This is a genomic window from Pseudoxanthomonas yeongjuensis (genome assembly GCF_010093345.1).
Taxonomy (GTDB): Bacteria; Pseudomonadota; Gammaproteobacteria; order Xanthomonadales; family Xanthomonadaceae; genus Pseudoxanthomonas_A; species Pseudoxanthomonas_A yeongjuensis.
In genome coordinates this window covers 41,332-67,174 of the sequence record NZ_PDWT01000007.1, presented here as the reverse complement: position 1 = coordinate 67,174, position 25,843 = coordinate 41,332, and the positions used below count along the sequence as shown (strand labels likewise).

21 protein-coding genes are annotated in these 25,843 nt (G+C 65.1%); 10 read left to right on the top strand and 11 right to left on the bottom strand.

Annotation, left to right across the window (positions count from 1 at the left end; translation table 11 throughout):
- Positions 1–262: 262 nt before the first annotated feature.
- Positions 263–1,396 carry an OmpA family protein gene (locus tag CSC74_RS14975; protein ID WP_162315298.1) on the bottom strand — a complete coding sequence of 378 codons (1,134 nt, stop codon included), beginning with the start codon at positions 1,394–1,396 and terminating at the stop codon, positions 263–265.
- Positions 1,397–1,572: 176 nt separating this feature from the next.
- Positions 1,573–3,030, bottom strand: a complete 1,458-nt coding sequence (locus CSC74_RS14970) for a bifunctional 2-methylcitrate dehydratase/aconitate hydratase (protein ID WP_162315297.1) — start codon at positions 3,028–3,030, stop codon at positions 1,573–1,575.
- Positions 3,031–3,188: 158 nt separating this feature from the next.
- Between CSC74_RS14970 and CSC74_RS14965 the strand changes: the two genes are divergently transcribed.
- A complete protein-coding gene (locus CSC74_RS14965) occupies positions 3,189–3,983 on the top strand; it encodes a dioxygenase family protein (protein WP_211369660.1) in 795 nt (264 codons plus the stop codon).
- Between the two features lie 4 nt (positions 3,984–3,987).
- Here CSC74_RS14965 and CSC74_RS14960 read toward each other — a convergent pair whose 3' ends face one another.
- Positions 3,988–4,905, bottom strand: coding sequence for a LysR family transcriptional regulator (locus CSC74_RS14960; RefSeq protein ID WP_162315295.1), 918 nt, complete (start codon positions 4,903–4,905; stop codon positions 3,988–3,990).
- A gap of 95 nt (positions 4,906–5,000) precedes the next feature.
- Here CSC74_RS14960 and CSC74_RS14955 point away from each other — a divergent pair, with 95 nt between their 5' ends.
- From CSC74_RS14955 to CSC74_RS14920, 8 genes are all read left to right on the top strand, one after another.
- Positions 5,001–6,236 (top strand): MFS transporter, encoded by a 1,236-nt coding sequence (locus CSC74_RS14955; RefSeq protein WP_211369659.1) that lies wholly within the window; start codon positions 5,001–5,003, stop codon positions 6,234–6,236.
- Complete coding sequence (locus CSC74_RS14950) at positions 6,233–7,471, top strand: SGNH/GDSL hydrolase family protein (protein WP_162315294.1); 1,239 nt, start codon at positions 6,233–6,235, stop codon at positions 7,469–7,471. Before CSC74_RS14955 ends, CSC74_RS14950 begins: the two co-directional genes overlap by 4 nt.
- Positions 7,472–7,549: 78 nt before the next feature.
- Complete coding sequence (locus CSC74_RS14945) at positions 7,550–8,572, top strand: aldo/keto reductase (RefSeq protein WP_162315293.1); 1,023 nt, start codon at positions 7,550–7,552, stop codon at positions 8,570–8,572.
- 14 nt (positions 8,573–8,586) lie between these two features.
- Complete coding sequence (locus CSC74_RS14940; RefSeq protein WP_162315292.1) at positions 8,587–9,606, top strand: zinc-binding alcohol dehydrogenase family protein; 1,020 nt, start codon at positions 8,587–8,589, stop codon at positions 9,604–9,606.
- A 60-nt stretch (positions 9,607–9,666) separates the two neighbouring features.
- Positions 9,667–10,305, top strand: coding sequence for a membrane protein YczE (gene yczE / locus CSC74_RS14935; RefSeq protein ID WP_162315291.1), 639 nt, complete (start codon positions 9,667–9,669; stop codon positions 10,303–10,305).
- A 74-nt stretch (positions 10,306–10,379) separates the two neighbouring features.
- Positions 10,380–12,422: an NADPH-dependent 2,4-dienoyl-CoA reductase gene (locus tag CSC74_RS14930; RefSeq protein WP_162315290.1), complete on the top strand. Its 2,043-nt coding sequence runs from the start codon at positions 10,380–10,382 to the stop codon at positions 12,420–12,422.
- A gap of 420 nt (positions 12,423–12,842) precedes the next feature.
- Complete coding sequence (locus CSC74_RS14925) at positions 12,843–13,301, top strand: cell wall hydrolase (protein WP_162315289.1); 459 nt, start codon at positions 12,843–12,845, stop codon at positions 13,299–13,301.
- Positions 13,302–13,409: 108 nt separating this feature from the next.
- Positions 13,410–14,021, top strand: a complete 612-nt coding sequence (locus CSC74_RS14920) for a glutathione binding-like protein (protein ID WP_162315288.1) — start codon at positions 13,410–13,412, stop codon at positions 14,019–14,021.
- 51 nt (positions 14,022–14,072) lie between these two features.
- Here the strand turns inward: CSC74_RS14920 and CSC74_RS14915 are convergent, their stop codons facing one another.
- The 6 genes from CSC74_RS14915 to prpB form a co-directional block, all read right to left on the bottom strand.
- Positions 14,073–14,666, bottom strand: coding sequence for a hypothetical protein (locus CSC74_RS14915; RefSeq protein ID WP_162315287.1), 594 nt, complete (start codon positions 14,664–14,666; stop codon positions 14,073–14,075).
- Positions 14,667–14,844: 178 nt separating this feature from the next.
- Positions 14,845–16,035: a 2-methylaconitate cis-trans isomerase PrpF gene (gene prpF / locus CSC74_RS14910; RefSeq protein ID WP_162315286.1), complete on the bottom strand. Its 1,191-nt coding sequence runs from the start codon at positions 16,033–16,035 to the stop codon at positions 14,845–14,847.
- 27 nt (positions 16,036–16,062) lie between these two features.
- Positions 16,063–16,635, bottom strand: a complete 573-nt coding sequence (locus CSC74_RS14905; protein WP_162315285.1) for a 2'-5' RNA ligase family protein — start codon at positions 16,633–16,635, stop codon at positions 16,063–16,065.
- A gap of 3 nt (positions 16,636–16,638) precedes the next feature.
- Complete coding sequence (gene acnD, locus CSC74_RS14900; RefSeq protein ID WP_162315284.1) at positions 16,639–19,233, bottom strand: Fe/S-dependent 2-methylisocitrate dehydratase AcnD; 2,595 nt, start codon at positions 19,231–19,233, stop codon at positions 16,639–16,641.
- Between the two features lie 103 nt (positions 19,234–19,336).
- On the bottom strand, positions 19,337–20,482 hold the full coding sequence (gene prpC / locus CSC74_RS14895; RefSeq protein WP_162315283.1) for a bifunctional 2-methylcitrate synthase/citrate synthase: 1,146 nt from the start codon (positions 20,480–20,482) through the stop codon (positions 19,337–19,339).
- 13 nt (positions 20,483–20,495) lie between these two features.
- Positions 20,496–21,398, bottom strand: a complete 903-nt coding sequence (prpB, locus tag CSC74_RS14890; RefSeq protein ID WP_162315282.1) for a methylisocitrate lyase — start codon at positions 21,396–21,398, stop codon at positions 20,496–20,498.
- Positions 21,399–21,546: 148 nt separating this feature from the next.
- On the opposite strand from prpB, the gene CSC74_RS14885 reads away from it, so the two are divergent.
- The gene (locus CSC74_RS14885; RefSeq protein WP_162315281.1) at positions 21,547–22,779 is read left to right on the top strand and encodes a citrate synthase family protein; all 1,233 of its coding nucleotides are present in this window, start codon (positions 21,547–21,549) and stop codon (positions 22,777–22,779) included.
- A gap of 9 nt (positions 22,780–22,788) precedes the next feature.
- Here the strand turns inward: CSC74_RS14885 and prpE are convergent, their stop codons facing one another.
- Both prpE and CSC74_RS14875 read right to left on the bottom strand, forming a co-directional pair.
- Positions 22,789–24,690 (bottom strand): propionate--CoA ligase, encoded by a 1,902-nt coding sequence (gene prpE / locus CSC74_RS14880; RefSeq protein ID WP_162315280.1) that lies wholly within the window; start codon positions 24,688–24,690, stop codon positions 22,789–22,791.
- A 151-nt stretch (positions 24,691–24,841) separates the two neighbouring features.
- Positions 24,842–25,828, bottom strand: coding sequence for a malate dehydrogenase (locus tag CSC74_RS14875; RefSeq protein ID WP_162315279.1), 987 nt, complete (start codon positions 25,826–25,828; stop codon positions 24,842–24,844).
- Positions 25,829–25,843 lie beyond the last annotated feature (15 nt).

Genomic DNA, 25,843 nt, shown 5'->3' with positions numbered 1-25,843 from the left:
ATTGGCGCATGCGGCGAACGTTGCGTCCGCATCCAGTGCCCGAACGGCATAGCCGTCTGTGGTTTCGTTGCGCGCTTGAAGAAAGGTTCTTTGTGGATCAGCGGGGAAGATCGGCATCGCCGCAGGGACGTCCGGTGCGAGCTCCTGCTTTTCTTCAATTGCATCACGAAGAGCTCGCGTCCATGGGCGCTCCTACAGAAGAAGCCAAAAAAGAAGCCCGGCACTAGGCCGGGCTTCGATTCTTGCTTGAACCTGCGTCCGATCAGTTCTGGACGTTCAGCTCGGTGCGGCGGTTCTTCTCGCTCTTGCAGGCCGGGAAGGCCTGACCCAGATCTTCCAGCGGACGGCTTTCGCCGAAGCCGTTCGGACCCGTCAGACGAGCGGCATCGACGCCGTTCGAGGTCAGGTAGTCGTACACCGCAGACGCACGGCGCTCGGACAGGCTCTGGTTGTAAGCGTCCTTGCCGCATTGGTCGGTATGGCCAGCGACTTCAACGCGCAGATCCGGGTAGCGCTTCAGGATCTCGGTGGCTTCGCTCAGGATCGCAACCGCGTCAGGACGCAGGGTCGACTTGTCGAAATCGAAGTTCACGCCCTTCAGGTCGATCGAGACCGGAACCGGGCAGCCGTCCGGGCCGATGGTCTGGCCAGCCTGCGAACCGGGGCACTTGTCGTTGCAGTTGTTGACGCCGTCGCCGTCGTCATCCAGGTCTGCGCAGTTCGGGGCGACCGGCGGAGCCACCGGTTCGGCAACGGCGCGGGCGCCGAGCGGAATCACGACGCCGACCGAAGCCAGGATGTCGCCGAAGTAGCTTTCTTCCTGCTGGTGCGGGTAGCCGCCCCAGTCCGGGCCGCCTTCAGCCGCGAAGCTGGAGTCGTCGAAGTCGGCGCGATAGGCCAGCTCGGCACGAACCGCAATGCGCTTGTCGAACGTGGTCTGGATACCGGCACCGATCTTGGCGGCGAAATTGCCGTCCTTACGCTCGCCGGGCGAATTCGGGTTCGGGAACGCGTCGAACTCTTCTTCCGAACGCTGGTAGCCCAGGCCCGCAACGATGTACGGGTTCCAGCCGCGGCCTTCGGAGATGAAGTGGCGACGCAGGTCGACCGACAGGCCGTACTGGCTCCAGTTCAGGTCGTCGTTCGCGCCGGCCACGCCACCGTCGAAACTCGGGTTCTGGTAGTTCAGCTCACCGTCGAGCGACCAGTTCGGGCTGATGAACTTGCCCAGGCCCAAGGTAACGAACGGGGTGTCTTCGGTACGACGGTCGTCGTCCTGCGAGTTGTAGCCAGCGGAACCGGTCAGGTACCAACGGTCGTCGAACTCCTGGGCGGAAGCGGCCTGCGCCCAGCTCAGTCCGGCCAGCATTGCGACACAGAGAAGTTTCTTGTTCATTTGCAGCTCCTTAAAAAAATCAGTTGTATGAAAACCGGAGGACTTCGCTAAAGGGTCCAGCTTGTAAAGGTTCAGACGGCCTGTCTGCGCGCCATCCTTTTCAGGTTATGCGCATCGAAGTGAAGGCTGCGTTAACGGTACCATAACAAGTCAGTCAGGCCAAGCTCAGCACCACCTTATATCCCCTGTGCCCGGTACAAGTTCATGAACGCATCGACAGGCAGTGCGTCCAGCTGAGCCGCGTCGCTTGCCAGGGCCATGATCCGGTCGACCTGGCCCGCCGGCAAGTGCGCGCGCAAGGCCGCTTCGCACTTGGCCATCAGCGCCGGGATGCCTTCCGACCGGCGCTTGCGGTGGCCGATGGGGAAATCGACCGAGATCCGCTCGGTAGAACTGCCATCCTTGAAGAATATCTGCACGGAATTGCCGATATAGCGCTTGTCCGGGTCGAAATACTCCCTGGTGAACCGGGGGTTTTCCCTGACCTCCATCAGGCCACGCAAGGCATCGATCCGCGGGTCGGCGGCGACGGCATCGCCATAGTCGTCCGCGGTCAGGCGGCCGAAGATCAGCGGCACCGCGACCATGTACTGCAGGCAGTGGTCGCGGTCGGCATGGTTGGCCAGGGGGCCGGTCTTGTCGATGATCCGGATCCCCGCCTCCTGGGTTTCCAGGACGATCTTCCCGATCTCGCCGATCCGGTCCTTGACCTGCGGGTGCAGGGTCATGGCGCACTCGACCGCGGTCTGGGCGTGGAATTCGGCCGGGAAGCTGATCTTGAAGAGGACGTTCTCCATCACGTAGCTGCCGAACGGACGTTCGAATTGGAATTCCTTGCCTTTGAAGGCGATGTCGTAGAAGCCCCAGGTCTTCGCGCTGAGGGCGCTGGGATAGCCGACCTCGCCGTCCACGGCATTCAGCGCGTGGATCACAGCGCGACGGCAGGCGTCGCCGGCGGCCCAGCTCTTGCGCGGGCCGGTGTTGGGCGCGTGCCGGTAGGTGCGCAGCACGCCATTGTCGATCCAGCTCTGGGAGACGGCGTTGATGATCTGTTGCTTGCCCCCGCCCAGCATCCGGGTGGCCACCGCGGTCGAAGCCAGGCGGACCAGGATGACGTGGTCCAGGCCGACCCGGTTGAACGAGTTCAGCAACGCATAGCCGCCCTGGATCTCATGGGCCTTGATCGCCGCGGTCAGCACGTCGCGGACGGTAAGGGCCTTGCCGGCATCGCGCCTGGCCTTGCGGCTGAGGTAATCGGCAACCGAGAGGATGGCGCCGAGGTTGTCGGATGGGTGGCCCCACTCGGCTGCCAACCAAGTGTCATTGAAGTCCAGCCAGCGGATCTGCGAGCCGATGGCGAAGGCGGCCTGCACCGGATCCAGCTCATGGCAGGTGCCGGGCACGCGAACCCCGCCCTGCATGGTCGCCCCGGGAACCACCGGTCCCAAGTGCCTGGCGCACTCCGGGAACTTCATGGCCAGCATCGCGCAGGCCAGCGAATCCAGCAGCATGTAGCGCGCGGTGTCGTAAGCCTCTTGCGAATCGACCCGGTAATCGACGACGTAGTCGGCGATATCCACCATTGGCTGGTCGGGGTCCGGGCGGACCGTGGAACGCATGTCGTGCTGGCTCATGCTAAGGCTCCACAGGTGGGGAACGCGCTTATTTTGCCAGACTGACGGCCCGCCATTCCCTTCCGCAACCAAGCCAGGGGAGCGCAGGCGCATTCCTGCAACGCATCGGATTGATGGTGGCACTTGGAGATCCGCCTGGATGGCCCGATCTTGTCGCGATGAACACTTCCCGCCTGCCTTCCCTGTTCGTTTCCCACGGTTCGCCGATGATGGCTCTCGAAGATTCGCCTACCGCGAGTTTCCTGGACCAACTGGGCGAATCCTTGCCGCGCCCGCGCGCGGTGCTGGTGGCTTCGGCCCACTTCATGGCCGCTTCGCCCACGGTGACCGCGACTCCAGCACCTGAAACCATCCATGATTTCGGCGGCTTCCCGAAGCCTCTCTACGAAATCCAGTATCCCGCCCATGGCGCGCCCGCATTGGCCGGGGAAGTGGTTCGCCATCTGGCCGATGCCGGATTCGAACCCCGGCTCGACGACCACACCGGCATAGACCACGGGACCTGGGTGCCGATGCGGCGGATGTATCCGCAGGCCGATATCCCGGTGGTGGCGCTGTCGGTGGATCCGGCCCGGACCGCCGAGTGGCATTACCGGCTGGGCCGTGCACTGGCGCCCTTGCGCGAGGAGGGCGTGCTGGTGATCGGCTCCGGCGGTTATTCCCATAACCTGCGCGAACTGGACTGGCAGCATGCCGATTCGCCCATGTATCCGTGGGTGCAGGCGTTCACCGATGCGCTGAGCGGGAAATTGCTGGCGGGCGACATCGACGGTGCGCTGGACTGGCAATCCCTGCCCGAGGCACGGCGCAATCACCCCACCACCGAGCACCTCTATCCGCTGTATGTGGCGCTGGGCGCGGGCGGGGTGGACGCTCGTGCCACGCGATTGCATCACGCCGTGCAGATGGGCGGCATGGCGATGGATGCCTTCGCCTTCGACCAGGCAGCCTGAGACCTCAGCTCCGCAGACCGCGTTCCCATGGCGCATCGCCGAATCGCGCCACCAGGAAATCGACGAAGGCACCCACCCGCGGCGGCACCAGCCGTCGTTGCGGCATTACTGCACTGATCGCGGTGGTGGCGAGGCGGCAGCCCGGCAAGACCACTTCCAGCCGACCGGCCCGCAAATCATCGGCGACGTGCCACAACGAATGGATGGCGATCCCCTCGCCCGCCGCCGAGGCATCGCGCAGCAATTCGCCGTAGTTGCTTTCGAAACGGCCCTGCACGCGGATCGCATGCTCTTCGCCTTCCGCGTCATGCAGACGCCAGACGTCCTGGCGTCCGCTGCTGCCGAACAGGAGCAGGCAATCGTGTTCCAGCAGATCTTTCGGCGCCTGCGGGATGCCGCGACGCTGCAGGTAGTCGGGCGATGCACACAGGACTCGCCGGTTTGGAGCGATATGCCGCGCCACCAGGGTGGAATCCTCCAGCGCACCGATCCGGATCGCCAGGTCGAAGCCCTCGCTGACCAGATCCACGACCTGGTCGCTCAGATGCACGCTGATGCGTAGTTTCGGATGAAGCGCCAGGAACTGCGGCAGCAATGGCGAGATGTATTGGCGGCCGAATGAGGCGGACAGGGTCACCCGCAAGGTGCCGGCGATCTCGGTGGCGGTTTCCCGCAGGTCCGACCCCAGCAATTCCAGGTCTTCGACCAGCACGCGCCCCTGCTGGGCCAATGCCACACCTTCCGGCGTGGGATGCAGGCGACGGGTGGTCCGATGCAGCAGGCGCACCCCCAGATCCCGCTCAAGGCGCTTCAGCCGCTGGCTGGCCACGGCCACCGACAGGTCCAGGCTATGGGCCGCCGCCGTGATCGAGCCCAGGTCCAGCACCCGCAGGAACAAGCTGAGATCGCCTACTCGATCCATTATCAATTATTCATTGAAAGTGATTAGTCATAGTCGCTGTTTTTCATATTCAGTGGAAGTCCCAAGCTGGCGGGCATTCGAACCCGAGCCGATCCGTGAACACCTCCTCCCCAGCCTCCAGCAAAAGATTCCCGATTGCGCTCTACGCGCTGACCGCCGGCGCCTTCGGCATAGGCACCACCGAATTCGTGATCATGGGCCTGCTGATGCAGGTCGCCGCCGACCTGCACGTTTCCATTGCCGCGGCCGGGCTGCTGATCTCCGGCTACGCGCTGGGCGTATTCATCGGCGCGCCGTTGCTGACCGCGGCGACCAGCCGCATGCCGCGCAAGGCGGTGCTGGTGGCGTTGATGGTGATCTTCACCCTGGGCAACCTGGCCTGTGCGCTGGCGCCCAACTACACGATGCTGATGATCGCCCGCGTGGTCACTTCGCTCGCCCACGGCACCTTCTTCGGCGTCGGCGCGGTGGTCGCGACCGGTTTGGTCGCCGAAGACCGGAAAGCCTCCGCGATCTCGATCATGTTCACCGGCCTGACCGTGGCCACGCTGCTCGGCGTACCCGCCGGTGCCTGGCTCGGCCTGCATTACGGCTGGCGCGCGACTTTCTGGGCGGTGACCGCGATCGGCGTGATCGCGACCGTGGTCATCGCGACTTTGGTGCCGAAGGATCGCAGCGGCGCAGCGACGATGGCGTTCCGCGAAGAAATAAAGGCAGTCGTGCGTCCGCAGGTGCTGCTGGGCCTGCTGATGACCGTGCTCGGCTTCGGCGGCATGTTCACCGTGTACACCTACATCCAGCCGTTGCTCACCGAAGTCGCCGGTTTCGCCGACGCCGCGGTGTCGCCGATCCTGCTGGTGTTCGGCGTGGGCATGATCGTCGGCAACCTGCTGGGCGGTAAATTCGCCGATCGCCGGCTGATGCCGGCGCTGATCGGCACCCTCCTCGCGCTGACCGTGGTGATGGGACTGATGACCTTCGTCCTGCACAGCCAATGGGCGATGGTGCTGTTCGTCGGCCTGCTCGGCGCCGCCGCGTTCGCGACGGTGTCGCCGCTGCAATTGTGGGTACTGCAGAAGGCGACCGGCGCGCAAAGCCTGGCTTCCAGCCTGAACATCGGCGCCTTCAACCTGGGCAATGCCTTCGGCGCGTGGCTGGGCGGCGTGGTGATCATGCACGGCCCCGGTCTTGAAGCCTTGCCGTGGGTCGCCGCACTGGTGCCGTTGTCCGCTTTCCTGGTCGCGTTGTGGGCGATCGCATTGGAACGCCGGCAAGCCTCCAGCGCGCCATTTCCCGATCCGGCGCTGGTCGGCCAGTGCGAAAAGGCATGAGCAGATCCCGCCTGCATGCGGTGGCGCTGGGCGTGGCTTTGGCCACTGGCGCCGCCAGCGCTCCGGCTGCCGATGCCAGCCGCTGGATCGGCACCTGGCACGCCAGTCCGCAACCCTTGTGGCAAAGCGATTTTCCATTCCCGACCAACGTGCCGTTCAATCTCTGGAACCAGACCTTGCGCCAGGTGCTGCGAATCGGTCCCGGAGGCAAAAGGTTTCGAGTGATGTTGAGCAACGAATACGGCGACCGGCCGCTGCACATCGGCCGCGCCCATATCGCGCTCGCGGGAGAAGATGCCGGCATCATTGCCGCCAGCGATCAGGTGCTGCGCTTCGACGGCCGGGAATCGGTGACCATTCCCGCGGGCGCGCCGATGCTCAGCGATCCAGTGGAAATGGAGGCGCCGGCTTTCGCGCAAATTTCCATCAGCCTGTATCTGCCGCAGCCGGCCACACCTTCGACCTTCCACTGGGAAGGCCTGCAAAGCACCTGGCTGACTGGCGGCGATGCCACCGCCGCCACCGATCTCGAAGCCGCGACCGCTCTACCGGTGCGCCTGTTCATCAGCGGCGTGCAGGTCGAGGCCGATGCAGATGCGCGCTCCGTGGTGGTGCTGGGCGACTCGATCACCGACGGCGCGGCCTCCTCTCCCGGCAGCGACCGGCGCTGGCCGGACTTCCTGGCCCGGCGTCTGGCCGGCGAAGGGATCGCGGTGCTGAATGCGGGGATTTCCGGTGGACGCGTCCTGCGCGACCGCATGGGCGTCAACGCCCTGGCGCGTTTCGATCGCGACGTGCTGGGTCAACCGCGGCTGCGCACGGTCATCGTGCTGATGGGCATCAACGACATCAGCTGGCATGGCACGCCATTCGCGCCTGACGACGCGCCGGTGGGGGCCGACGAACTGATCGCCGGATACCGTCAGTTGATCGCACGCGCCCATGCTCGCGGCGTGCGCATCGTCGGCGCCACACTGACGCCTTTCGAAGGTGCGCTGGCGGACACGCCGATCACCGGCTACTACAGCGCTGAAAAGGAACACGTGCGCCAGACCGTGAACCACTGGATACGCGAAGCCCACGAGTTCGATGCGATCATCGATTTCGACGCCCTGTTGCGCGACCCGTGCCATCCCACCCGCATGCTGCCCGCCTATGATTCCGGCGATCATCTTCATCCGGGCGACACGGGTTACCGGGCGATGGCCGAAGCGGTCGATCCTGCGTCGCTCTGAGCGCATCCACTGCCGAGTCAACCTTCCCTGTTCCAGCCTTAGCTCATGATTTCTTCTTCCCCCACAAGGAACAACCCCATGGAATACCGTAATCTCGGCAAGTCAGGCCTCAAGGTTCCCGCATTGAGTTTCGGAACCGGAACGTTCGGCGGGCAGGGCCCGCTATTCGCCACGTGGGGCAATACCGATGCCGCCGAAGCGCGGCGCCTGGTCGATATCTGCCTGGACGCGGGCCTCAACCTGTTCGACAGCGCCGACATCTATTCCGGCGGAGCCGCCGAATCGATCCTTGGCGCCGCCATCAAGGGCCGCCGCGATCAGGTGCTGATTTCCACCAAGGCCACGTTCCGTTTCGACGATGGTCCCAACAGCGTGGGCTCATCGCGCTTCCATCTGATCAATGCGGTCGATGCGGCGCTGAAACGACTCGGCACGGACTATATCGACCTGTTCCAGCTGCACGGTTTCGATGCGAAGACGCCGGTCGAGGAAACCCTGTCCACCCTCGACGACCTGGTCCGCGCGGGCAAGATCCGCTACCTGGGCGTATCCAATTTCTCCGGTTGGCATTTGATGAAATCGCTCGCCGCCGCCGAGCGCCACGGCTGGTCGCGCTATGTCGCCAACCAGACCTACTACTCGCTGATCGGCCGCGACTACGAAGAAGAACTGATGCCGCTGGGACTGGACCAGGGCGTGGGCGCGGTGGTCTGGAGTCCGCTGGGGTGGGGACGCCTGACCGGCAAGATCCGTCGCGGACAGCCATTGCCTGAAACCAGCCGCCTGCGCGACAACGAGTTCGGGCCGCCGGTGGACGACGAGCGCCTGTTCAAGGTGGTCGATGCCCTGGACGCGATCGCCGCCGAAACCGGCAAGAGCATCCCGCAGATCGCGCTGAACTGGCTGCTGCAACGGCCCACGGTTTCAAGCGTGGTGATCGGCGCGCGCAACGAAGAACAGCTGCGGCAGAACCTGGGTGCGGTGGGCTGGGCGCTGACCGGCGAACAGGTCAAGACGCTGGATGATGCCAGTACCACCACGCCGCCCTACCCTTACTGGCACCAGCGCGGATTCGCCGAACGCAATCCGTCGCCGGTCTGACCAAGGAGATTCCCATGAAAGCCATTGCCCTGACCCGTTACCTGTCCATCGACGACCCGCAATCGCTGCAGGACGTCGAACTTCCCAAGCCCGTCGCCAGCGGTTCCGATGTACTGGTGCGGGTGGAAGCAATCTCGGTGAATCCCGTCGACACCAAGATCCGTTCGCCCAAGCCGCAGGTCGAGACGCAACCGAAGGTGCTGGGTTACGACGCCGCCGGCGTGGTCGAAGCGGTCGGCGAAAGCGTCACCCTGTTCCAGCCCGGCGACGAGGTCTATTACGCCGGCGATGTCACCCGCCCCGGCAGCAACGCGCAGTTCCAATTGGTCGACGAACGTCTGGTGGGGCGCAAGCCGGCGACGCTGGATTTCGCCCAGGCCGCGGCGTTGCCGCTGACCGCCATCACCGCGTGGGAACTGCTGTTCGACCGCATGCCGTTCTCGATCGACGCGGAAGGCAATGACCGCAGCCTGCTGATCATCGGCGGCGCGGGCGGCGTGGGATCCATTGCCATCCAGCTCGCACGGCACGCGGGCTTCGCCGTCATCGCAACCGCCTCGCGCCCGCAAACCATCGAATGGTGCAGGTCGATGGGCGCGCATCACGTCATCGACCATCGCCAGCCGCTGGCGCCGCAACTGGAATCGCTCGGATATAAACAAGTCGATGCGGTGCTGAACCTGGCCGACACCGACCGCTACTGGGAAACCATCGGCGAACTCATCGCCCCGCTGGGCCACGTGGGCCTGATCGTGGAACCGAGCGGCCTGTTGAAGATCGGCGACCCGTACAAGGCCAAGAGCGTCGGCATCCACTGGGAAATGATGTTCGCGCGCGCGCGCTTCAGGACGCCGGACATGATCGAACAACATCGCATCCTCAACCGGGTGGGAAGCCTGGTCGATGCGGGCGAACTCCGCACCACCCATACCGAAACCATCGGCGCCATCAATGCGGCCAACCTGCGCGAAGCGCATCGCCGGCTGGAGTCCGGCGCCACCATCGGGAAACTGGTGCTTGCCGGCTGGAACTGAGCGTCGCAGGCATGCGCTGCGGGCAACCGATAGACTCGCTGCCCGCTTCGGACTTTCCGCATGACGCTCCCACCCGCATTCGCAAGACGATTCGCACAACTGTTGCTGGGCCTGTTCCTCTATGGAATAGGCATCAGCCTGATGGTGCGGGCTAGCGTGGGTATCGCGCCGTGGGACGTGTTGACCCAGGGCATCGCCACGCAGACCGGCTGGTCGTTCGGCGCATTGACCAACCTGATCGGGCTTGCCGTGCTGCTGCTGTGGATTCCCATCCGCCAGAAACCTGGCCTGGGCACCGTGCTGAACGTATTGCTGATCGGTCCCAGCGCCCAGTTCGGGCTCTGGCTGTTCCCGCAATTCGAAGGATTGTGGCAGCAGATTCCGGCGTTCATCGCCGGACTTGCAGTACTGGCGCTGGCGACCGGCATGTATATCGGCGCGAATTTCGGTCCCGGTCCGCGCGATGGGCTGATGACGGGCCTGCACCGGCGTACCGGTTGGCCGATCGGCGCGGTGCGCACGGGCATCGAAGCCAGCGTCCTGCTCGCCGGTTGGGCGATGGGCGGCGATGCGGGTTGGGGAACGCTTGCTTTCGCGCTGGCCATCGGCCCGATGTGCGCGATGACCATGCGCTGGTTCGCGGCCGCACCGCGCGCACTGGCAGGTGATGCCGTGGCGGATCCCGCACCGCACGGCTAGCCCCCGACGTCAACCTTGCCGGAAAAGCGGATAACCGGCATCGTGCGCTTTCCGTACGCACACGTATCCGTTGCATGACGCCTCAGCCCACCCCGACTGATCAGCATTACCCGCACCTGTTCGCGCCACTGGACCTGGGCTTCACCCGGATCCGCAACCGCGTGCTGATGGGTTCCATGCATACCGGACTGGAGGACCGCGCCCGCGATTTCCCCAGGCTGGCGGCCTATTTCGCCGAGCGCGCCGAAGGCGGCGTCGGCCTGATGGTGACCGGCGGCTTCTCGCCGAACCTGGTCGGCTGGCTGAAACCGTTCGGCGGCAAGTTGTCGTGGCCGTGGGAAGTGCGGCCGCACAAGTTCGTCACCGCCGCGGCCCACGAACATGGCGCCAAGATCTGCCTGCAATTGCTGCATGCCGGGCGTTACGGCTACCACCCGCTGACCGTGGCGCCGTCGAAATTGAAGGCGCCGATCAACCCGTTCACCCCGCGCGCGCTGTCCTCGCGCGGCGTGGAGCGCCAGATCACCGCCTACGCCGATGCCGCCCGCCGCGCGCGCGAAGCCGGCTACGACGGCGTCGAGGTGATGGGCTCGGAAGGCTATTTCATCAACGAATTCACCGCGCCGCGCACCAACAAGCGCAACGACGCCTGGGGCGGCACGCCGGAGAAGCGCATGCGCTTCGCGGTGGAGATCGTGCGCCGGGTGCGCGAGGCCTGTGGTCCCGACTTCATCATCATCTATCGGCTGTCGATGCTGGACCTGGTGGAAGACGGCAACCAGTGGCAGGAAATCGTGGCCCAGGCCAAGGCCATCGAGGCCGCCGGCGCCACGATCATCAACACCGGCATCGGTTGGCATGAGGCGCGTATCCCGACCATCGTCACCTCGGTGCCGCGCGCGGCGTTCGTGGACGTGACCGCGAAACTCAAGCCGCATGTCGCGCTGCCGCTGATCACCAGCAATCGCATCAACATGCCGGACGTGGCCGAACGGATCCTCGCCGAGGGCATCGCCGACATGGTCTCGCTGGCGCGGCCGCTGCTGGCCGATCCGCAATGGGCCAACAAGGCGCGTGCCGGCAAGGCACAGGCGATCAACACCTGCATCGCCTGCAACCAGGCCTGCCTGGACCATGTGTTCGAGAACAAGCGCGCCAGTTGCCTGGTCAACCCGCGCGCCTGCGCCGAGACCGAACTCAACTACGACAAGACCTTCGCCCCCAAACGCGTCGCGGTGGTCGGTTCCGGGCCCGCCGGCATGGCCTGCGCCACGGTCGCGGCCGAGCGCGGCCACCGCGTGACCCTGTTCGATGCGGCAACGGAGATCGGCGGCCAGTTCAATTACGCCAAGAAGATCCCGGGCAAGGAGGAATTCCACGAGACGCTGCGCTACTTCGCCCACAGGCTGGAGGAAACCGGCGTGTCGCTGAAGCTCTCGACCCCGGTGTCGGCGGACATGCTGAAAGACTTCGACGAAGTGGTGCTGGCCACCGGCATCACCCCGCGGCGGGTGGATTTCCCCGGTGCCGACCACGCCAAGGTGCTCAGCTACGTGGACGTACTCAGTGGACGGGTCACGGTGGGTCGCAATGCGGCGCTGATCGGCGCGGGCGGCATCGGGTTCGACGTGGCCGAATACCTGGTCCACGAAGGCGGCCATTCGTCCACGCTGGATCCGGCCCGCTGGATGGCCGAATGGGGCGTGGACCCGACCTTCGAGGCCCGTGGCAGCGTGGTTCCGGCCAGGCCCGAACCCCCGGCGCGCGAGGTCTGGCTGCTGCAGCGGTCCGCTGGCAAACCCGGCGCGCGGCTGGGCAAGACCAGCGGCTGGGTCCACCGGGCCACGCTGAAAGCCAAGAAAGTGCAGATGCTGGGCGGGGTCGAATACCTGGGCGTGGACGATGCCGGGCTGAGGATCCGGGTCGAAGGCGTCGAACAGCTCCTGGCCGTGGACCACGTCGTGGTCTGCGCCGGCCAGGAACCCCGCCGCGACCTGCAGGTGGACTTGCTGGCCGCCGGCATCACCCCGCACCTGATCGGCGGCGCCGACGTCGCCGCCGAACTGGACGCCAAGCGCGCGATCGACCAGGGCAGCCGTCTGGCTGCAAGCCTTTAGGAGCGAGGAACGAGTGGAGAGGAGTGAGGAACGAGTTAAAGCAAAAGCCGCCGCGCTTACCCCTCACTCCTCACTCCTCACTCCTCACTCCTCACTACTCGTTTCTCGTTTCTCGTTTCTCGTTAATCTCGCTCCCCAGAGCAAATACTCCATTCCCAATCAATCACTTAGCGCGGTTGTCAAGCTTCCGTATTCAGGCCGGGTTGGGCCTCTGGCCCTTACCTTGCGCCAACTTTTTCGGCCCGCCCCCGTATCGACTGGCGAGCCACCCCGGCCCTGATCCCACCTTTCCGGCCGGCCCCGGGCAGCTCGTCGGAGTAGCTGCCTCCCCATGACGCCCTGACGCCGTGTCCATCCAAACCGCACCTTCCCCCGGGAGGCGCGTGGACGCGGTCAAGACGGAGCAAGGAGTTCGTTTCAATGAAGTTGGCCTGGATCCTCTGGCTGTCGCACATGTTGCCGCAGCCCGCCGCAGACTCGCTCTGCCTCAGCACCACCGTCTATCTGGAAGCCCGCGACCAGACCCTGCGCGGCCAGCAGGCCGTGGCCGAGGTCGCCCTGCGCCGCCTCGACAGCGGCCTGTGGGGCGACTCGATGTGCGAGGTGGTCACCGCGCGCAAGCAGTTCGCCCCGACCATCGTCGCCCCCGGCACCCGCCTGCAGAACCCCGAGGCCTGGGCCAAGTCGATCAATGTCGCCCTGGGCGCGGAAAAGAACTGGGCGCTGCCGCCCGGCGAGCGCAAGGAAATCGTGCCTGGCGCCAGCCACTTCATGGCCCACAACATCGCCAGTCCGAGCTGGCGCAACGCCTACCAGGTGGCGACCATCGGCGACCACACCTTCCTGCGCGTGCAGAAACTCAAGCCGCGCTCTTCGTAACGCGCCTTCGTAGCGTGCCTTCGTAACGCGCGGGTTACCGGAAAAGGTCGAGAATGAAAGCGGGTCCGGATTCCTTCCGGATCCGCTTTTTCTTTTCCGGAGATCCGCATGAAGCTCTACACCAAGCCGGGCGCCTGCTCGCTCGGCGACCATATCGCCCTGCGCTGGATCGGCAAGCCCTTCGATCTGCAGGTCATGGACGCGGCGAGCCTGAAGTCGCCCGAATACCTCAAGCTCAATCCCGCCGGCAATGTCCCGGCGCTGGAAGTGGACGGCTGGGTGCTGACCCAGAATGCGGCGATCCTGAATTTCCTGGCCGACAGTTTCCCCGAGTCCGGCCTGGGCGGCGACGGCAGCGCGAAAAGCCGCGCCGAGATCAACCGCTGGCTGGCCTTCTTCAACGCCGACGTGCATCCGGCTTTCCATCCGGTCTTCGGTTCGACCAAGTATCTGGGCGACGAGACCGCGATCGAGCAGAGCAAGGACAACGCACGCCAGAAACTGCGCGGCTTCTTCGAACGCGCCGATGCGCAATTGCAAGGCAGGGACTGGCTGACCGGGACGCGCTCCATCGCCGATCCCTATCTGTTCGTGACCCTGCGCTGGGCCAAGGCGGTCAACGTGGACCTGTCCGGTCTGGCGAACCTGGAGCGCTTCTTCCAGCGCATGCTGGCCGACGAGGGAGTGCGGCAGGCATTGCAGGCCGAAGGCCTCAGCTGAAGCGGACCAACTGGGGCGCGGCGACATGGCCGCGCTCCCGGTTCCGCGCGCTCAACTGCGGACTTCGGCCCGCGCCCGCACCAGCCATTCGCTGGCGAAGGTGTGGTCCTTGGCCTTGGTCAGGGCGGTGGCGACTTCCGGCAGCAAGTCCAGCAAGGCATCGACGTCCGAGCACCGCTCGACCTTCAGCTGCATGAAGTAACCCTTCAGCCCGAGGTGGCGGCTCACCGCATCGGTGACGAAGTTGTACAAGCGCCGGTAGTTTCCGAAATCGGCTGGCATGCTGATCGCGCCAGGAAGCGCAGGCAGGTCCGTGGCTGGCACCTGGACCGGCGTTTCAACGCGCGCCTGGGCTTGCACCGGTGCGTGGGCTACCGCCTTGGCTGGCGCTTCCGCGGGCGCCTCCACTACGGGTGCGGCGGAAGGCCCAGCGTCGCCGCGCTGGATCAACCCTTTCACTACCAGTTGTTCGATCGCATCGTCCGGCGCGCGCAGCCCGGTCATCAACTCGCGCAGTTGCTCCTGATCGCGCTGGCCGTCGACCATCAGCAGGATCGATCGCAAGGCAGCCGGCAACCTGAGCGCGCGATCCTGGATCTCGCGCTTGCCCGCCTCGGTCTTGAAGTAAAGCTCCCCGTCTTTCATGACACCCCTTATGTCGATTCACGATACCGGAACCGCTCCCCAGCGGAAATATTACCGGCATGCGTCGGTTTACATGCAATCGCCGCAGCCGACCGTTACGGATGTCACAACTACCAGTACCGCCGGCAATCGGTCCTGTCCATGCTCATGGCAAACAGCATACGGCCGGGTATCGAAATCAGAATGCGTCGCCCGGCACACGTACTTTACCTTCCATCAGCACCCGCGCGCTGCGGCTCATGATCGCCTTGGCAACGGTCCATGAGCCCTGGCTCCGTGTCGCTTCCGCGCCCACCCGCAAGGTGCCGGAGGGATGGCCGAAAACGACCACGTCGCGCGTGCCGCCGCCGGCGGCCTTGTTGACCAGCGTGCCCGGCACCGCCGCCGCTGCCGCGATCGCCACCGAAGCCGTGCCCATCATGGCGTGGTGCAGTTTGCCCATGGAAATCGCACGGGCCAGCAGGTCGATGTCGGCTGCAAGCACAGGCTTGCCGCTGGATGAAACGTAATCCTTCGGCGGTGCGACGAATGCGACCTTCGGCGTCAGTGGGCGCTTGGCGGCGGCGGCCACATCATCGATCAATCCCATGCGTACGGCGCCGTGGGCGCGGATCGCTTCCAGCTTCGCCAGCGCCGCCTTGTCTTCGTTGATCGCATCCTGCAACTCGGTGCCGTCGTAGCCCAGTTCGGCGGCATCGACGAAAACGGTCGGCACGCCTGCGTTGATCATGGTGACGTTGAACGTGCCCACGCCCGCCACCTCGAGCGCGTCCACCAGGTTGCCGGTGGGAAACATGGCACCGCCGGCATCGCCCTCGCCGTCATCGGCCGGGTCGAGGAACTCGAGCTGTATTTCGGCGGACGGGAAGGTCACCCCATCCAGTTCGAAGTCGCCGGTTTCCTGCACTTCCCCCTTGGCGATGGGTACGTGCGCGATGATGGTCTTGCCGATGTTCGCCTGCCAGATCCGTACCGTGCAGACACCGTCGTGCGGGATGCGCGCCGGGTCGATGAGGCCGTTGGCGATCGCGAACGGACCCACCGCCGAGGACAGGTTGCCGCAGTTGCCGGTCCAGTCGATGAAGCTGTCGTTGATCGGCACCTGTCCATACAGGTAATCGACATCGTGATCCGGCTGCGTACTCGGCGAAATGATCACCACCTTGCTCGTGCTCGAGGTCGCCCCACCCATGCCGTCGGTGTGCTTGCCGTAGGGATCGGGCGAGCCGATCACGCGCATCAGCAGCGCATCGCGCGCCTTGCCCGGCGTCTGCGCCGCGACCGGCAGGTCCTCCAGCCGGAAGAACACGCCCTTGCTGGTGCCGCCGCGCATGTAGGTGGCGAGGATGCGGAATTGCGGAGAATGCATGAGGACAGTCCTTGGGAAATACAGAAACTATAGGAGAACGAGTTGGGCCCCTGCCTGCACCTGGGCTGCGTGCAAGGACCACTGTTCCAAGGTGCGGTAGCGATAGCCCCGAGGAGTGTCCTCTCCAATCACCAATTGGACTTCGCTTACAAGCCAGTCGATCGGATCAAAGCCCAAGGGCTCCCGATGCTCCGGTGCGTCATAGCAAAGCGTGGCATGGGGCGAATGCTTTTCACCGTCCGCAATGGACTCGGTCGCGAGCGCATGCTGGACGTTCACAAGAAGCGGATCGAACCCGGCTGGGCGACCACGAACTCCAAATTGCCAATGGACGCGCTGCCCCGGCTTGCTGGTGATTCGGTTGAACTGCATCTGAAACGCTGCCGCACTGATGCGAGATCCCGCAGCGCAGAGTTTCCGCAGCACATCGTCGGTGGGCGAGAAGTGCCGACCGGAAAGCGACTGATGCCAATTATCACGCACGAACAATTTCCGGCCCAGCATCACATCGAGCCTGTTCTCAGTAACCACGCGCCACATGTAATCGACCACAGATGGTGCAAGCATGGCGATCAGCAACGCGCGAGGTTGCGTCGCCATCAATCACGCCGCCTTTGAGGACTCAAGGAAATCCTGCGCAAAGCGCTGCAACACGCCACCCGCTTCGTAGATCGACACTTCTTCGTCGCTGTCCAAACGACAGGTCACCGGCACCTCGACGCGCTCGCCATCCTTGCGATGGATCACCAGCACCAGCTCGGCGCGTGGCGTGCGCTCCCCAATCACGTCGAAGGTTTCGGTGCCGTCGATGTCCAGCGTCCTGCGGTCGGTGCCGGGCTTGAACTCCAGCGGCAGCACGCCCATGCCGATCAGGTTGGTGCGGTGGATGCGTTCGAAGCCCTCGGCGGCGATGGCTTCCACGCCGGCCAGACGCACACCCTTGGCCGCCCAGTCGCGCGAAGAACCCTGGCCGTAGTCGGCACCGGCGATGATGATCAGCGGCTGCCGGCGCTCCATGTAGGTCTCGATCGCCTCCCACATGCGCACGACCTTGCCTTCGGGCTCGATGCGGGCCAGCGAACCCTGCTTCACGCTGCCGTCTTCGTTGCGCACCATCTCGTTGAACAGCTTCGGATTGGCGAAGGTCGCCCGTTGCGCGGTCAGGTGGTCGCCACGATGGGTGGCGTAGGAATTGAAGTCCTCTTCCGGCACGCCCATCTTCGCCAGGTATTCGCCTGCCGCCGAGTTGCGCATGATCGCATTCGACGGCGACAGGTGGTCGGTGGTGATGTTGTCGGGCAGAACCGCCAGCGGGCGCATCCCGCGCAAGGTCCGTTCGCCGGCCAGCGCGCCTTCCCAGTACGGCGGCCGGCGGATATAGGTGCTCATGCCGCGCCAGTCGTACAACGGCTCGACCTTCGGGCCGTGTTCGACCTGGACTTCGAACATCGGCCTGTAGACGCTGCGGAACTGTTCCGGCTTGACCGATGCCTTGACCACCGCATCGATCTCTTCGTCGCCGGGCCAAAGATCCTTCAGGCGGATTTCCCTGCCATCGACCACGCCGAGCACATCCTTTTCGATGTCGAAGCGGATCGTGCCGGCGATCGCATAGGCGACCACCAGGGCCGGCGAGGCGAGGAAAGCCTGCTTCGCGTAAGGATGGATGCGCCCGTCGAAGTTGCGGTTGCCCGACAGCACCGCGGTCGCGTACAGGTCGCGATCGATGATTTCCTGCTGGATCGCCGGATCCAGCGCGCCGGACATGCCATTGCAGGTGGTGCAGGCGAAACCGACCACACCGAAGCCCAACGCCTCCAGCTCCTGCATCAGGCCGCTTTCATCCAGGTACAGCTTCACGGCCCGGGAGCCGGGAGCGAGCGAGGTCTTCACCCACGGCTTGCGGGCCAGGCCCAGGCGGTTCGCATTGCGCGCCAGCAACGCGGCCGCGATCACGTTGCGCGGATTGCTGGTGTTGGTGCAGCTGGTGATGGCGGCGATGATCACCGCGCCATCCGGCATCAGCCCGGGGGTTTCTTGCCAAGCACCGGCGATGCCCCTGGCGGCCAGGTCGGACGTGGCCACGCGCGCATGCGGATTCGAAGGGCCGGCCATGTTGCGCACGACGCTCGAGAGATCGAACTGCAGCGTGCGCTCGTATTCCGCATTGCCAAGACTGTCGGACCACAGGCCGGTATGGCGCGCATAAAGCTCCACCAGCTTCACCTGCTCTTCCTCGCGGCCGGTAAGGCGCAGGTAATCGATGGTCTGCGGGTCGATGGAGAACATCGCCGCAGTGGCGCCGTATTCCGGCGCCATGTTGGAGATGGTCGCGCGATCGCCCAGGGTCAGCGCGGCAGCGCCTTGGCCATGGAACTCCAGCCAGGCGCCGACCACCTTCGACTTGCGCAGAAATTCGGTCAGCGCCAGCACCGTATCGGTCGCGGTGATGCCCGGTTGCGGTTTTCCGGTCAACCGCACGCCGACGATTTCCGGCAGGCGCATCCACGACGCGCGGCCCAGCATCACGCTCTCGGCTTCCAGCCCGCCCACACCGATCGCGATCACGCCCAGGGCATCGACATGCGGCGTATGGCTGTCGGTGCCCACGCAGGTATCGGGGAAGGCCACGCCATCGCGCGCCTGGACCACGGGCGACATCTTCTCCAGGTTGATCTGGTGCATGATCCCGTTGCCCGGCGGAATCACTTGCATGTTCTTGAACGCCTTGCGCGTCCATTCGATGAAGTGGAAACGGTCTTCGTTGCGCCGGTCCTCGATGGCGCGGTTCTTGGCGAACGCATCGGGGTCGAAGCCGCCGCATTCCACCGCCAGCGAATGGTCGACGATCAGTTGCACCGGCACTACCGGATTGACCTGCGCCGGATCGCCGCCCTGCCCGGCGATGGCATCGCGCAGGCCGGCGAGGTCCACCAGCGCGGTCTGGCCGAGGATGTCGTGGCAGACCACCCGCGCGGGAAACCAGGGGAAGTCCAGGTCGCGCTTGCGTTCGATCAACTGCTTCAGCGAGTCGGTGAGCGTGGCTGGATCGCAACGGCGCACCAGGTTCTCGGCCAGCACGCGCGAGGTGTAGGGCAACGTGGCGTAGGCGCCGGACTGGATGGCCTCGACCGCTTCGCGCGCATCGAAATAGTCCAGCGAGGTGCCGGGCAAGGGTTTGCGGTACTGGGTATTCATGGCGGGCGATCCGATGAGCTAGCTGGCCGACTGGCGCAGTGGGCCGAAACGTCGGCAGGCAGGGCCGTGGCCCTGCCTGCCCGATTTGTTCGGCGCTTGTCGTTCAGCGCCGGTCGAGCGGCACGAAGGCCAGGTCTTCCGGACCGGTGTAATTCGCGCTGGGCCGGATGATCTTGCCGTCGATGCGCTGTTCGATCACGTGCGCGCTCCAGCCGCTGGTGCGGGCGATCACGAACAACGGGGTGAACATCGCCGTCGGCACGCCCATCATGTGATAGCTGACCGCGCTGAACCAGTCCAGGTTGGGGAACATCTTCTTGATGTCCCACATCACCGTCTCCAGGCGCTCGGCGATGTCGTACATCTTGCGGCTGCCCTGCTCGTCGGACAGCTCGCGCGCGACGTCCTTGATCACCTGGTTGCGCGGATCGCCGGTGGTGTAGACCGGGTGGCCGAAACCGATGACCACTTCCTTGCGTTCGACACGGGCCTTGATGTCTTCCCCGGCCTCGTCCGGCGTTTCGTAGCGCTTCTGTACTTCGAAGGCGACCTCGTTGGCGCCGCCATGCTTCGGACCGCGCAGCGCGCCGATGCCGCCGGCGATGCACGAATGCATGTCGCTGCCGGTGCCGGCGATCACGCGGCAGGCGAAGGTCGAGGCGTTGAACTCATGCTCGGCGTACAGGATCAGCGAAGTGTGCATCGCCTGGACCCAGGAATCCCGCGGCTTCTCGCCATGCAGCAGGTGCAGGAAGTGCCCGCCGATGCTGTCGTCGTCGGTATCGGTATCGATGCGCTTGCCGTTGTGGCTCCAGTGGTACCAGTACAGCAGCATCGGGCCCAGCGAAGCCATCAGCTTGTCGGCGATGTCGCGCGCGCCCGGATGATTATGGTCGTCCTTCTCCGGCGATACGCAACCCAGCACCGATACGCCGGTACGCATCACGTCCATCGGGTGCGCCGATGCGGGCAGCTGCTCCAGCGCCGTTTTCACCGCAGCGGGGATGCCGCGCAACGACTTGAGCTTGGCCTTGTAACCGGCCAGTTCGGCGCGGTTGGGCAGCTTGCCGTGGACCAGCAGGTGGGCGATTTCCTCGAATTCCGAACTGCGCGCCAGATCCAGGATGTCGTAACCGCGGTAATGCAGGTCGTTGCCACTGCGGCCGACCGTGCACAGCGCGGTGTTGCCGGCGGCGGTGCCGGACAGGGCGACGGATTTCTTCGGCTTGAAGGGAACTGCTTCGGTCATGTCTTTCTCCGGATCATTTCTTGGCGGCGAACAGCGCATCGAGCTTCTGTTCGAATTCGTGGTAGCCGATGCGCTCGTACAGTTCCTCGCGGGTCTGCATGGTGTCGACCACGTTCTTCTGGTGGCCATCGCGGCGGATCGCGGTGTACACGGCTTCGGCGGCCTTGTTCATGGCGCGGAACGCCGACAGCGGGTAGAGCTGAATGGCCACGCCGACCGATGCCAGCTCCTCGCGGGTGAACAGCGGGGTCTTGCCGAACTCGGTGATGTTGGCCAGCACCGGCACCTTCACCGCATCGACGAAGCGCTGATAGGTGGGCAGGTCATAGGCGGCTTCGGCGAAGATGCCGTCGGCCCCTGCTTCCACGCAGGCGATGGCGCGTTCGATCGCCGCATCCACGCCATCGACCTGGATGGCGTCGGTGCGGGCGATCAGGAAGAAATCCGGATCGGTCTTGGCATCCGCGGCGGCTTTCACCCGGTCGACCATTTCGCTGGCCGTGACTATTTCCTTGCCCGGACGATGGCCGCAACGTTTGGCGCCGACCTGGTCCTCGATATGGCAGGCCGCGGCGCCAGCCTTGATGAGCGATTTCACCGTGCGCTCGATATTGAACGCGCTGGGGCCGAAGCCGGTATCGATGTCCACCATCAGCGGCAGGTCGCACACATCGGTGATGCGGCGCACGTCGACCAGCACATCCTCCAGCGTGTTGATCCCCAGGTCCGGCAGGCCCAGCGAGCCGGCGGCGACGCCGCCCCCGGACAGGTAGATGGCGCGATAGCCGGCGCGCTTGGCCAGCAGCGCATGGTTGGCGTTGATGGCGCCGATCACCTGCAGTGGCGATTCGGCGTTCAGCGCGGCGCGGAATTTCGCTCCGGGAGAAGCGGGGGCGCCAGCGTTCGGGTTGCTCATGTGGACTCCTCTTGGGTCGTCGTGTCCGCCACGGCGCACTGCGTCAGGCGGCTGAGGTGCGCGAATGGTACGCCTCCTCGTTGGGCCGCCAATCTGGCATCATCTGCAGTATTGATCAATCTTGATTATTTCAATCAACATATCTCCCATGTCCACGGATCCGACCCACGCCGATCTGCTTTCCGCCCGCGAGACCTGCCGGATCCTTGGGATCAGCCAGGCCACGCTATACGCGTATGTGAGCCGCGGCCTGCTCGAATCCCGGCCGGGACCGGATCATCGCAGCCGCCTGTACCCACGGCACGACGTGGAGCGGCTGGCGCAACGCAAACAGGCGGGACGCGGCGCGGCACGTGGCGCCGCGCAAAGCCTCGATCGCGGCCTGCCGGTACTGGAGACGCAGATTTCACTGATCCGGCCGGACGGTCCCTACTACCGCGGCAGGTCCGCGATCACTGCCGCGCACGACGGCGCCACCCTGGAGGACATCGCACGGCTGCTGTGGGATTGCGGCGAGCATGATCCTTTCGCGGTTGAACTCGATCCGCATTGGCCGGCGACCGTGTCGGCCATCGCCAGCGACGCGCGCCTTCCGCCACTGGAGCGAGCGATGTCGGCGATACCGTTGCTGGCGCTGGAAGTACGCCATTCCTTCAATTCCGCGCCACGCGTGCGCCATGAGATCGCAGCCACGCTGTTGCGCCATAACGCCGCGCTGCTGGTGGCGCAGCCGCCGTTCGCAGGCCCGGTGCATCGGTTGCTGGCGAACAGTTGGAAACCGGGAGACGAAGGCTTCGCCGAACTGGTACGCGCCGCGCTGGTGGTCTGCGCCGACCACGAACTCAACGTCTCCGCCTTCGCCGCGCGCGTGGTCGCCTCCACCGGCGCGCACCTGCATGGCACGGTCTGCAGCGGATTGGCCGCGCTTTCCGGCCCGCGCCACGGCGGCGCCACGGCGCGCACCCATGCCCTGATCGCGGACGCGCGCGAGGCCGCTTCGATCCGTGAGTTCATCGCCACCCGCTGGCAACGCGGCGACGACCTGCCCGGCTTCGGTCATGCGCTTTACCCGCACGGCGATCCGCGCGCAACGGAGATTCTGTCCCGGTTGCGCGAGCTGTATGCGGGAACGCCGACGATGCAGTCGCTGGAGGCGATCATCGCCGCCACCGAGGAAATCAGCGGACAACGCCCGAACATCGATTTCATGCTCGCCGCGATCTGCCACGTGCACGGACTCCCGGCCACGCCCGCGCTGGTGATGTTCGCGGCCGGACGTCTGGCGGGCTGGTTGGCGCATGCGCTCGAACAACAGGCCTTGGGACGGCTGATCAGGCCACGGGCCAGCTATACCGGCGTGCCTCCAGCGACACCCGGATAGCGCACGCCCTCAGCTGCCGACCTCCGGTCCGCGCAACAGCGCCTTCTTCACTTCTTCCAGCGCGCCCGGATCGTCCAGCGTCGACAGGTCGCCCGGATCCGCACCTTGCGCCAGTGCCTGCAGCGAACGCCGCAGCAGTTTGCCGGAGCGCGTCTTCGGCAAGGCATTGACGATATAGACGCGCGCCGGACGCGCGACCGCGCCCAGGCTTTCCTCCACCGCGCGGCGCATGCCGGTGGCGGCGGCGACGCGCTCGTGCGGCTCATCGGTGTGTTGGCGAAGCGTGGCGAACACGACCGGCACCTGCCCCTTGATTTCGTCCTGCACGCCGATCACCGCCGCTTCGGCGACTGCGCCGAATGACGACACCGATTCCTCGATCTCGCGGGTGCCCAGGCGATGCCCGGCGACATTGATCACGTCGTCGGTGCGACCGAGTATGAAGGTATAGCCGTCCTCGTCGCGGATCGCCCAGTCCAGCGAGCTGTACACCAGTTCCTTGAAATGGCTGAAGTAGCTGCCGATGAAGCGCGCGTCGTCGTTCCAGATCGTGCTCATGCATCCCGGCGGCAGCGGTGGCTCGATCACCAGCACGCCTTTCTGTCCGGCCGCCACGGTTTCGCCGGTGGATTCGTCGATCACCTTCATCCGGTAGCCGAGGTTGGGGAAGCCGGGCGAACCGAACTTCACCGGCTTCATGTCCAGCCCGGGCAGCATCGTGATCGCCGGCCATCCGGTTTCGGTCTGCCAGTAATTGTCGATGATGGGTTTTCCCAGCATCCCGTGGATCCAGTGCGCGGTCGGCTCGTCCAGCGGCTCGCCAGCCAGGAACAGATACTGCAGCTTCGACAGGCCGTGTTCGCGGATGAAGGAAGCGTCGTGCTTCTTCAGCACCCGGATCGCGGTCGGTGAAGAGAACATGGTGCGGACGCCGTATTTTTCGCACAGCGACCACCAGATGCCCGCATCCGGGTGGAACGGCAACCCCTCGTACAGCAACGTGGTGCAACCGCCGATCAGCGGTCCATACACATTGTAGGAATGCCCCACCGCCCAGCCGACATCGGAGGTGGAGAACATCACCTGCCCTGGAGCGCAATCAAAGATCGTGCGCATGGATTGCGCCATCGCCACCGCGTAGCCGCCGACGTCGCGCTGCACGCCCTTGGGCTTGCCGGTGGTGCCGGAGGTGTAGAGCAGGTAGCTGGGCTCGCTGGATTCCAGCCATTCCACCGGCACATCGGTAGCGCCGGCTTCGGCACGCAGTTCGGCATAGTCGACATCGCGCCCCTGCACTTTCGGCAATGCGGGGTCGAGGCCACGGGAGACGATCAGCACTTTCGGCGGAGGCGTCGCGGATCTGGCGCAGGCCTCATCGACCAGCGCCTTGTAGGGAATGACCTTGCCACCGCGCATGCCAGCGTCGGCGGCGATCAGCAACTTGGGCGTGGCATCGTCGATGCGTAGCGCCAGGTTATGCGCGGCGAATCCACCGAACACCACCGAATGCACGGCGCCGATGCGCGCGCAGGCCAGCATCGCGAACACGGCCTCGGCCATGTTCGGCATGTAGATGACGACGCGGTCGCCGCGGCCGACATCCAGTTTCTTCAGGATCGCCGCGAACGCATTCACTTCGCGATGCAGTTCGTTGTAGGAGATTTCGCGGGTGACGTTGGTCTCGGTGGAAATGGCCACCAGGGCAAGCTGTTCGCCGCGCTCCTCGAGGTGCCGGTCGACCGCGTTGTAGCAGAGGTTGGTCTCGCCGCCGACGAACCAGCGGCGGAACGGAGGATTGGAATAATCGAGGATCCGCTGCGGCGGCTTGTGCCAGTGGATCGCCTTGGCTTCCTCCGCCCAGAACTCTTCCGGCTGGTCTATCGAGCGGCGGTAGGTTTCTTCATAGCCCATGGCGATCGTCCAGCCCTCGGAATTGGCCGAAGCATAGTTCCCGCCGTGTGCGAGGGCCTTTGGACATTAGTCGCATGTACGCGACGACGGCGCGCCAAAAGCAAACGCCGGGACAAGCCCGGCGTTGCAGGTATTGCCTCGCCTGGCGCGATCAGCCGAGCAGATGCGCCACGCCGGCGCGCTCCTCTTCCAGCTCGGCCAGGGTCTTGTCCATGGCGGCACGGCTGAACGCGTCCACTTCCAGGCCTTCGACGCGGGTGTATTCGCCGTTGGCGGTGATCACCGGCACGCCGTACATCACGCCCTCCGGAATGCCGTAGCTGCCATCGGACGGCACGCCCATGGTCACCCACTTGCCGTTGCTGCCCAGCACCCAGTCGTGGATATGGTCGATGGCGGCATTGGCGGCCGAGGCGGCCGAGGACAAGCCACGCGCTTCGATGATCGCGGCGCCGCGCTTGCCGACCTGCGGGATGAACGCATCGCTGTTCCAGGCCGCATCGTTGATCTTGTCCTTCAACGAAGCGCCGTTGACCGTGGCGAAGCGATAGTCGGGATACATGGTCGGGCTGTGATTGCCCCACACGACCAGCTTCTCGATGTCGCCAACGGCCACGCCGGCCTTGTTGGCCAGCTGCGACAGCGCGCGGTTGTGGTCCAGGCGCAGCATCGCGGTGAAGTTCTTCGCCGGCAGATCCGGCGCCGACTTCATCGCGATGTAGGCATTGGTATTGGCCGGGTTGCCGACCACCAGCACCTTGACGTTGCGGCTGGCGACCTTGTTCAGCGCCGCACCCTGGGCGGTGAAGATCTTGGCGTTCTCAAGCAGCAGGTCCTTGCGCTCCATGCCCGGGCCGCGCGGGCGCGCACCGACCAGCAGGGCCACGTCGGCGTCCTTGAACGCGACTTCCGGATCGTCGGTGCCGACCATGCCGGCGAGCAGCGGGAACGCGCAGTCTTCCAGCTCCATCATCACGCCCTTCAGCGCGGCCTGGGCCTTGTCGATCGGCAGCTCCAGCAATTGCAGGATCACCGGCTGGTCCTTGCCCAGCATTTCGCCGGAAGCGATGCGGAACAGCAGTGCGTAACCGATCTGGCCAGCGGCACCGGTGACGGCGACTCGAACGGGGGTCTTCATGGTGCGAATCCTCGG

Coding starts and splice junctions, on each gene's coding strand:
- CSC74_RS14925 (WP_162315289.1), top strand. CDS start 12,843: ATGAAGTTGGCCTGGATCCTCTGGCTGTCGCACATGTTGCCGCAGCCC.
- prpC (WP_162315283.1), bottom strand. CDS start 20,482: ATGACCGAAGCAGTTCCCTTCAAGCCGAAGAAATCCGTCGCCCTGTCC.
- CSC74_RS14905 (WP_162315285.1), bottom strand. CDS start 16,635: ATGGCGACGCAACCTCGCGCGTTGCTGATCGCCATGCTTGCACCATCT.
- prpF (WP_162315286.1), bottom strand. CDS start 16,035: ATGCATTCTCCGCAATTCCGCATCCTCGCCACCTACATGCGCGGCGGC.
- prpE (WP_162315280.1), bottom strand. CDS start 24,690: ATGGGCTATGAAGAAACCTACCGCCGCTCGATAGACCAGCCGGAAGAG.
- prpB (WP_162315282.1), bottom strand. CDS start 21,398: ATGAGCAACCCGAACGCTGGCGCCCCCGCTTCTCCCGGAGCGAAATTC.
- CSC74_RS14945 (WP_162315293.1), top strand. CDS start 7,550: ATGGAATACCGTAATCTCGGCAAGTCAGGCCTCAAGGTTCCCGCATTG.
- CSC74_RS14970 (WP_162315297.1), bottom strand. CDS start 3,030: ATGAGCCAGCACGACATGCGTTCCACGGTCCGCCCGGACCCCGACCAG.
- CSC74_RS14965 (WP_211369660.1), top strand. CDS start 3,189: ATGAACACTTCCCGCCTGCCTTCCCTGTTCGTTTCCCACGGTTCGCCG.
- yczE (WP_162315291.1), top strand. CDS start 9,667: ATGACGCTCCCACCCGCATTCGCAAGACGATTCGCACAACTGTTGCTG.
- CSC74_RS14920 (WP_162315288.1), top strand. CDS start 13,410: ATGAAGCTCTACACCAAGCCGGGCGCCTGCTCGCTCGGCGACCATATC.
- CSC74_RS14915 (WP_162315287.1), bottom strand. CDS start 14,666: ATGAAAGACGGGGAGCTTTACTTCAAGACCGAGGCGGGCAAGCGCGAG.
- CSC74_RS14930 (WP_162315290.1), top strand. CDS start 10,380: ATGACGCCTCAGCCCACCCCGACTGATCAGCATTACCCGCACCTGTTC.
- CSC74_RS14940 (WP_162315292.1), top strand. CDS start 8,587: ATGAAAGCCATTGCCCTGACCCGTTACCTGTCCATCGACGACCCGCAA.
- acnD (WP_162315284.1), bottom strand. CDS start 19,233: ATGAATACCCAGTACCGCAAACCCTTGCCCGGCACCTCGCTGGACTAT.
- CSC74_RS14885 (WP_162315281.1), top strand. CDS start 21,547: ATGTCCACGGATCCGACCCACGCCGATCTGCTTTCCGCCCGCGAGACC.
- CSC74_RS14960 (WP_162315295.1), bottom strand. CDS start 4,905: ATGGATCGAGTAGGCGATCTCAGCTTGTTCCTGCGGGTGCTGGACCTG.
- CSC74_RS14950 (WP_162315294.1), top strand. CDS start 6,233: ATGAGCAGATCCCGCCTGCATGCGGTGGCGCTGGGCGTGGCTTTGGCC.
- CSC74_RS14875 (WP_162315279.1), bottom strand. CDS start 25,828: ATGAAGACCCCCGTTCGAGTCGCCGTCACCGGTGCCGCTGGCCAGATC.
- CSC74_RS14975 (WP_162315298.1), bottom strand. CDS start 1,396: ATGAACAAGAAACTTCTCTGTGTCGCAATGCTGGCCGGACTGAGCTGG.